Consider the following 7,353-nt stretch of genomic DNA (forward strand, 5'->3'; position numbering starts at 1 on the left):
GGCCGTACGTGCTCTGATCGTCGATCAGCAGACGGGCGGCACCGGCCACCCGGAAGGGTACGGACAGGCGCTCCTCGACCTCGTGGCCCACGCCCGGCCGCCGATACCGGCCGTGGTCCGCTCCCTTGCGGTGCTCGGCGGCGCCCCGGAGCCGGCCGACGTGGCCCCGCTGGCCGGGCAGGACACCAAGACCACCCGCTGGGCTCTGCGGGCCCTGGCCGACGCGGGCTTGCTGAGCGCCGACGCACGAGTGCCGAGCGCCCACGCGGGCCTGCCCGGTACCGGTGTCATGGTGCCGGCGGCCGGGACCGCGGCACCGGCGCGCACCGAGCGGTACGCGTTCCGGCATCCGGCCGGTGCCGCCGCCGTCCTGGACAACCTGCCCGCCGCCGACCGGACCGCGCTGCACCACGCCGCCGCGGAACTGCTGCGGGAGAACGGCGCCTCCGCGCTCACGGTCGCCCGGCAGCTCACGAGCGCCGGGGACGCGGGCATCGACGACGGCATCGACGTACTTCTCACCGCCTCCCAGGAGGCACTGGCGGCCGGCGACGTCGGCACCGCCCTCGGCTGTCTCGGCCTCGCCCGGCGCAGCCGGACCGACGGCACCACCGCCGCCCGCGTCCTGACCCGGCTCAGCCGCCTGGAACGGCAGTTGAAACCACAGGCGGCCGTCCGCCACCTCCGCCCCCAGCTCGACGACTTCAAGGCCGGCCACCTGGACCGGCGGGGCGTCTCCGAACTCGTCCTCGGCCTCGCCGACACCGGCGCCCTGCACGACCTGACCGCCCTGCTCGACGTCCTGCGCACCCGGTACCGGCAGGACACCGGGCCCGCCCCCGGCACCGAGGACATCCGCTCCCTGACGAGCTGGGCGGCGATGGCCTACCCCCTCCACACCGGCCTGCGCAGACTCGCCCACTCCGTCGCCGCGGCCACCCCCGCGGCCGTCCCCTGCCACGACCCATGGCTGCCCTCCGCGGTCGCCCTGTCCGACGACTACGTCGACGGGCGCCACGAGCAGCTGGTCCAGCGCGCCGAACTCCTGCTGAGCACCTACCGCCTCGACCACGACTCGTTGTGGAACGTGGAGTCCGGGGTGCTGGCCCTGCGCGGCCTCTGCCACGCGGGTCGGCTGGACGAGGTGGTCGCCTGGTGCGAGAAACTGGAGGCCGAGGCCGCCGCCCACCACGCCGTCGCCTCACAGGCCCGGTTCCTCGCCGTGCGCGTCGAGGCCCACCTGCGGCGCGGCAACCTCGCCCACGCCCGCGACCTGGCCGCCCACGCCCTGGCCCTCGTCCCGCCGCAGGGCTGGGGGGTCGGCCTCGCCGGCGTTCTGGCGTTCGCCATTCTGGCCGCCACCCGCTCCGGAGACCTGTCGGCGGCCGAGAAGTACGTGGCGCTGCCGCTGCCCGAACACGCCCTGCACAGCCGCCACGGCGCCGCCTACCTGCACGCCCGCGGCCACTACCGGCTCGCCACCCACCATCCGCAGGCCGCGCTCGCCGACTTCCTCGCCTGCGGCCGCTTCGCCGAGACCTGGGGCAGGCCCGGTGCCGACGTGGTCCCCTGGCGCCTCAGCGCGGCCGAGGCCTGGCTCGCGCAGAACGACCAGGAACAGGCCAAACGCCTGGTACGCGAACAGCTCGCCCGGCTGCTTCCCGGCCCCTCCCGGGAACGTGGGCAGAGCCTGCGCACCCTGGCCGCGGTGAGCCGGGTCACCCGCCGCCCGCAACTGCTCACCGAGGCCGTCGACATGCTCAAGGAGAGCGGCGACGACTACGGACTCACCCGCGCCCTCATCGACCTCAGCGCTGCCTTCCGTGACGCCGGCGACCAGCGCAACGCCCGCCGGGTGGCCCACCGCGCCTGGCACCTCGCCAAGCAGACCGGCATCGAACACCTGTGCCGCAAGGCCGCCCTCGACCCGGCCGGCTCCGAGGCCGCGCCCGCCGCCGACGCGGAGGAACGCCCCGCGGGCGTCTCCGCGCTGACCCGGCAGGAACGCAAGATCGCGGCACTGGCCTCCAAGGGATACACCAACCGGGAGATCGCCGCCAAGCTGTACATCACCGCCAGTACGGTCGAGCAGCACCTCACCCGCGTCTTCCGCAAGGTCAACGTCAAACGGCGCCAGGAACTGCCCTACCTGCTGTGACCGGGCGGCCGGTCAGCCCCGAACGGAACGCGTCGACCAGCGCCGCCAGTTCACGTGAGGTGCGGGCCGGGCCGTAGACGTGGTGGTCCGGGCGCACCAGCAAGTACCGCGCCCGAGCCACCCGCAGCAGCGGCAGGTACACGCCGTCGACGTCCACGGCGGCATCCGGCGCGGCGTCCGGCGCCCCGTCCGCCACCAGATGCACGATCCGGGTGCCGAGCCCGGTGAGGAAGGCGAGCCGCGGTCCGTCGAGTGCCGCCGCCGGAGCGGCCGACCCCAGCAGCACCGGACCGGCGCCGACCACCTCGTCGAAGTACCCGGTCACACCTCCCAGCCGCACCCGGCCCTGCGGCACCACCTCCCCGGCCGACGGCACCGGTTCCGCGCCGGCCCCGGTGTACAGCAGCCCGGTCCGCAGCGGCACGCCGACGCCGTCGCCCCGGCCGGTGTCCGCGCCCGCCAGCAGCGCGGCGTCCCTGGCCGCCGCCGCGGCCGCGTCGGTCACGCAGAGCACCTTGCCCAGCCGCACCGCCGTGCCGATCGCCTCCCGCACATGTCCGGCGCGCTCGGGGCCGTACGTATCCAGCAGTTCCTCACCAGCGTCACCGCTCAGCACCAGGTCCAGTTTCCACGACAGGTTCAGCACGTCCCGGACGCCCGCGCACATGCCCTGGCCGGTGAACGGCGGCATCAGGTGGGCCGCGTCCCCCGCGAGCAGCACCCGGCCGCGCCGCCACTCCTCGGCCCAGGCCGCCCGGAAGCGGTAGACGCCGTGCCGCCGCAGCGTGGCGTTGGCCGGGGTCACGTCGAACGGCGCCAGCAGCCGCCACGCCGTCTCCTCCCGGTTCAGCTCGGCCACGCTCTCCCCGGGCAGCCGCATGAACTCCCAGCGCCTGCGGCCGGGTCCGCTGCCCACCGCGGTCGTCGGCCGAGCGGGATCGCAGATCTGCACGTTGAGCGGCGAGAACTTCCTCGGCACGTCCAGCGTCACGTCACACAGCAGCCAGTCGTAGGAGAAGCCCAGGTCGTTCCACCGCACCCGCAGCCGCTCCCGTACGAAACTGTTCGCGCCGTCGCACCCGACGACCCACGAGGCCGTCCACCGCCGCTCCCGCCCCGCCGCGTCGGCCGCCGTCACCGCCACCCGGTCCCCGTCGTCGGACAGCTCCGTCACCGTGCATCCGCGCACCACCTCGATCCCCGGCAGCCGCCGCGCGCGGGCGGACAGTGCCTCCTCCAGGGCGGGCTGGTGCATGGTCGTCGCCTCCGGCCAGCCGTGCGCGCCCCGCCGCGCCAGCTCGACGCGGAGCAGCGACGCGCCGTCGGCGTTGCGCCAGTCGTAGGCGTCGGCCGGCAGTCCGATCTCCGCGAACGCGTCGCCCACCCCCAGCGCCGCCAGCGTCCTCGCCGTCTCGCCGTCGAAACTGGTCGCCCGGGGCAGCGTGTAGGGGGCTTCCCACCGCTCGACCACCGTCACGCGCCGGCCCCGCTCGGCAAGCAGTACCGACAACACCTGACCCACGGGCCCGTACCCGACGATCAGGACATCCGCCTGCGACGTGCGCATCGGCCCCTCCCTCCGGAAGTGCGGCGAACCTACCAACGACGTTCCGCCGCACACCGCGGAGAAAGCCCCTCGGGTCACAAGTAGGGGGAGTTGAGGGGGTGATTCAGGGGATCCCCGAGGCCCGGCGCGGGTGAAGCTGGACGTGGCCGAAGCCGCCGCAGCGGCACGCGTACCTCAGCAAACGGGAGTGTGGAGGCAGCATGCTGCGTGCCGAGTTGATCCGCCCGATCCACGAACTCCTCACCGAACAAAGCAAGCGCTTCGGCGACAGAACCGCCTACCTCGACGCCCGGCGCGCCGTCAGCTACGCCGGTCTGGAAGCCCGTACCCGCCGCCTCGCCGGACACCTCGCCGGACTGGGCCTGCTGCCCGGCGACCGGGTGGCGATGTTTCTCGGCAACCGGGTCGAGACGGTGGAGAGCTACTTCGCGGTCGTCCGCGCCGGCGGCATCGGCGTCCCGGTCAACCCGCACCTCTCCGCTGCGGAGCTGGAGCACCTGCTCACCGTCAGCGGCAGCCGAGTCGTCATCACCGACGCCGCCCACGTGCCCGCGGTGCGCCGGCTGGCCCCCCGCACCGGCCCGCTGACCGTGATCGTGGTGGACGGTGACGGCCCCGTCCCCGCCGGGTGCCTCGCCTACGAGCACTTCGCCGCCACCGAGCCCGCCACCCCGGCCCGCGACGACCAGGGGCTCGACGACGTCGCCTGGATGCTCTTCACCTCCGGCACCACCAGCAGCCCCAAAGGCGTCCTCGCCACCCAGCGCAACTGCCTGTGGTCGGTCGCCGCCGCCTACGTCCCCGCGCTCGGCCTCACCGCCGAGGACCGGGTGCTGTGGCCTCTGCCGCTGTTCCACAGCCTGTCCCACATCGTCTGCGTGCTGGCCGTGACGGCCGTCGGTGCCACCGCCCGCATCACCGACGGCCACTCCGCCGACGACGTACTCGACCTGTGGGAACAGGACCGCTCCACGGTCATCGCCGGTGTCCCCACGCTCTACCACTATCTCGTCCGCGCCGCGCGGGCCCCCGGTTTCACCGCGCCCCGGCTGCGGGTCGGCCTGGTCGGCGGCGCCGTCTTCACCGCCGCGCTGCGCCGCTCCGTCGAGGAGACCTTCGACGCCCCCCTCATCGACGCCTACGGCTCCACCGAGACCTCCGGTTCCATCGCCATCAACTGGCCGACCGGCGCCCGCGTCGAAGGCTCCTGCGGTCTTCCCGTGCCGGGCCTCGCGCTGCGGGTCGTCGACCACCGCACCGGCCTCGACGTGCCCGACGGAACCGAGGGCGAGGTCTGGGTGCGCGGCCCGAACATCATGGTCGGCTACCACGACCAGCCCGACGCCACCGCCGAGGCGCTGCGCGACGGCTGGTTCCACACCGGTGACCTCGCCGTCCGCGACCGCGCGGGCTACCTGACCGTCACCGGACGGCTCAAGGAACTCATCATCCGCGCCGGGGAGAACATCCACCCCGGCGAGGTGGAGGACGTGCTGCGCCAGGTCCCCGGCGTCACCGACGCCGCCGTGGCCGGCAAGCCGCACGACGTCTTCGGCGAAGTGCCGGTCGCCTTCGTCGTCCCCGCCCCCGGCGGCTTCGACCCGGCTCAGGCGCTCTCCCTGTGCCGCGAAAGGCTCTCGTACTTCAAGGTCCCCGAGGAGCTGTACGAGATCGAGCGCATCCCGCGCACGGCCACCGGTAAGGTCACCCGGCACCGGCTCCTGGACGGTCCCGCCCGGCTCCGCGCGGTCGGCAACGCCCACCACGACACCCTTTTCCGCACCCATTGGGTTCCCCAGCCGTCCGCGCCCGCGCCGGCCGACGGCCACTGGACGCTCCTCGGTGACCCCGGCACCGCCTTCGCCGACCACCTCCGGGCCTCCGGCATCGACCTGACCGGCGACACGCCCTCCGTGGCCCTGCTGCCGGCCGCCGCGGGCACGAGCGTCGACGACTTCCTGCGTACGGCCGAACCCTGGCTCACGTCCGCCGACCCGGCCGGCCCCCGGCTGGTCGTGCTCACCCGCGGCGCCGTGGCCACCCACCCGGGCGAGACGGTGCGGGACCTCGGCCAGGCGGCGCTGTGGGGCCTGGTCCGCTCCCTCCAGGCCGCCCACCCCGGCCGCGTCGCCGTCGTGGACCTGGACGACGTGGCCGACGACGCGGCCACGGCCGCCCTGGCCGCCACGGTGGCGTCCGGTGAACCGCAGAGCGCCGTCCGCGACGGTGTCGTCCTGCTGCCCCGGTTGGAACGCGTGACCCTCGACGCCACGACGGACACGGTCGCGCAGCCCGATCAAGCCTTCGACCGCGCGGGCACCGCCGTCGTCACCGGAGCCGACACCCGGCGCGGCACGGCGATCGCCCGCCACCTCGCCACCGCCCACGGCGCCCGCAGCCTGCTGCTGATCACCCCGCCCGGACAGGGCGCCGGAGCGGCCGGCCTGCGCGCCTGGCTCACCCGGCAGGGCACGGAGGTCCGGCTCGCGGAGGCCGACCTCGACGACCGCGCGAAACTCAAGCGAGCGCTGGCCAAGGCACCCTCTCCCCTGACCCTGGTCGTCCACGCCTGGGACGCCGTGGACGAGCCCTCCGAGACCCGCGTGGCCGCCGAGGTCCGCACCCTGCACGACCTCACCCGCGACGCCGCCCTCACCGCCTTCGTGCTGTCCTCTTCGACCAAGGGCCTGCTGGGCGCGGTCGGCGAGACCACCGAGGCCGCTTCGGCCGCCTTCCTCGACGCCTACGCCCAGAACCTGCGCGTCCAGGGCATCCCGGCCCGGTCCCTCGCCTGGGGCCCCTGGGAGGGCGAGGGTGACACGGCGAGCGGTGCGCTCACCGAGCAGCAGGCGATGGCCGCCCTGGACACCGCCCTCACCGTGGACGACGCCCAGCTCGTCGTGATGAAGCTCGACCCGTCCGCCGCTCCCGGCTCACCGCTCCTGCACGACCTGGTCGATGTGCCGGCCCGGACCGCCACCGCGGACGAGGCCGTCACGAACGCCCTGCGCGAGCGCCTCGCCGACGTTCCGGACGCCGACCGCGACCGGCTCCTCACCGACCTGGTCCGCGACCAGCTCGCCGACCTGCTCGGCCTGACCGGCAGGCAGGCCGTCCAGCCCGGACGCCCCTTCACCGACCTGGGCCTGACCTCGGTCACCGTGGTGGAACTGCGCAACCGCCTCACCGAGGCCACCGGACTCCGCCTCCCCGCCACCTCCGCCTTCGACCACCCCACCCCGCAGGCCCTGGCCGGTCTGCTGCGCCGTGAACTGTCCGGCGGCACCACCCCGGCCGGCACCACCCCGGCCGGCACCGCCTCGCTCCCGCGCACGGGCGACGACCCCGTCGTCATCGTGGGCATGGCCTGCCGCCTGCCGGGCGGTGTCGCCTCCCCGGAGGACCTGTGGGAGCTGGTACGGGCCGGCGGCGAGGGCACAGGTCCCTTCCCGGCCGACCGGGGCTGGGAGCTGGACGACCTCTTCGACCCGGACCCCGACCACCCCGGCACCAGCTACGTCCGCCAGGGCGGTTTCCTCCACGACGCGGGCGACTTCGACGCGGCCTTCTTCGGCATCTCCCCGCGCGAGGCCCTGGCGATGGACCCGCAGCAGCGGCTCATTCTGGA

3 protein-coding genes are annotated in these 7,353 nt (G+C 74.7%); 2 read left to right on the plus strand and 1 reads right to left on the minus strand.

The window, feature by feature from the left end; all coding sequences use genetic code 11:
• Positions 1 to 2,158 (plus strand): helix-turn-helix transcriptional regulator (locus ABZ646_RS35590; RefSeq protein ID WP_360528448.1); only part of this gene is annotated, 2,158 nt, incomplete at its 5' end.
• Here the strand turns inward: ABZ646_RS35590 and ABZ646_RS35595 are convergent.
• Positions 2,124 to 3,725: a bifunctional 3-(3-hydroxy-phenyl)propionate/3-hydroxycinnamic acid hydroxylase gene (locus tag ABZ646_RS35595; protein WP_360528451.1), complete on the minus strand. Its 1,602-nt coding sequence runs from the start codon at positions 3,723 to 3,725 to the stop codon at positions 2,124 to 2,126. The two genes, ABZ646_RS35590 and ABZ646_RS35595, sit on opposite strands and share 35 nt — an antisense overlap.
• 200 nt (positions 3,726 to 3,925) lie before the next feature.
• Here ABZ646_RS35595 and ABZ646_RS35600 point away from each other — a divergent pair.
• Positions 3,926 to 7,353 (plus strand): AMP-binding protein (locus ABZ646_RS35600; protein WP_360528454.1); only part of this gene is annotated, 3,428 nt, incomplete at its 3' end.

This window comes from Streptomyces sp. NPDC007162 (genome assembly GCF_040634175.1).
Taxonomy (GTDB): Bacteria; Actinomycetota; Actinomycetes; order Streptomycetales; family Streptomycetaceae; genus Streptomyces.